This is a genomic window from Streptomyces sp. NPDC058664 (assembly GCF_042716635.1).
Classification (GTDB): Bacteria; Actinomycetota; Actinomycetes; order Streptomycetales; family Streptomycetaceae; genus Streptomyces.
The window spans coordinates 1-1,197 of record NZ_JBHXRW010000232.1 but is presented as its reverse complement, the minus strand read 5'-3'; the positions used below and the strand labels follow the sequence as shown (position 1 = coordinate 1,197).

1 protein-coding gene is annotated in these 1,197 nt (G+C 69.2%); it reads left to right on the top strand.

The window, feature by feature from the left end:
* Positions 1-156 precede the first annotated feature (156 nt).
* The coding region (locus ACFWUY_RS41800; protein ID WP_384122356.1) for an IS110 family transposase at positions 157-1,197 on the top strand (1,041 nt) is incomplete at its 3' end.

Below are 1,197 nucleotides of genomic sequence, written 5' to 3'. Positions count from 1 at the left end.
CTCCGGGCCCGGCATGACTTGTCGCCCCAGTCGATCATGATCGAAAAGGTGCTGTCACCGGGTACCGGAGGCATTGGCAGACCGCTGATTAGGGGCACGAGCGCCGATCCCGTCCGGGTGAGGCAGGCTCTTCGTAACGTGGATGCCGGCACGCTGATGCCGCAGGTGAGGCCGGGAAGGACACGACCACAGTGGAGAGCGCGCGTGATCGACACGGGTGACATCGACGTCTACCTGGGGCTGGACGTGGGCAAGGGCGAGCACCATGCCACCGCCCTGACCCCGGCCGGCAAGCGGGTCTTCGACAAACGGCTGCCCAACACCGAGCCGAAACTGCGTGAGGTGTTCAGTAAGCTCCAAGCCAAGCACGGCACCGTGCTGGTGGTGGTCGACCAGCCCGCCTCGATCGGAGCCCTTCCCCTGGCCGTGGCTCGCGAGACAGGCTGCCGCGTCGCCTACCTGCCAGGCCTGACGATGCGACGGATCGCCGACCTCTACGCCGGCGAGGCGAAGACCGACGCCCGAGACGCGGCGATCATCGCGGACGCCGCGCGGACGATGCCGCACACACTGCGGAACCTCGCACCGTCCGACGAGGCCGTCGCCGAGCTGGAGATGATCGTCGGCTTCGACGACGACCTCGCCGCCGAGTCCACTCGGATCAAGAACCGGCTGCGTGGTCTGCTCACCCAGATCCACCCGTCGCTGGAGCGGGTCCTCGGCCCCAGGCTGGACCATCCAGCGGTCCTGGCGCTGCTCGAATGCCACGGATCCCCGGCCCAGTTGAGGAAAGCCGGGCGACGCCGGCTGGTGACGCTGCTGGGGCCCAAGGCCCCACGGCTGGCCGAAGGCCTCGTCGAGGACATCTTCGACGCCCTCGATGAGCAGAGCGTCGTCGTGCCCGGCACCGACGCCGTCTCGCTGATCGTCCCGAGCCTCGCCGGCTCACTCACCTCCGTGCTCGACCAACGTAAGCGCCTCGCCGCCCGCATTGAGGAACTGCTGGAGGCCCACCCTCTTTCCGCGGTCCTGACCTCCATGCCCGGCATCGGGGTCAGGACCGGAGCCCGCATCCTCATCGACGTCGGCGACGCCAGCAGCTTCCCCACCGCCGGCCACCTGGCCGCCTACGCCGGACTGGCGCCGGTGACCAGGAGCTCTGGCTCCTCCATACGCGGCGAGCATCCCTCGCGCCGC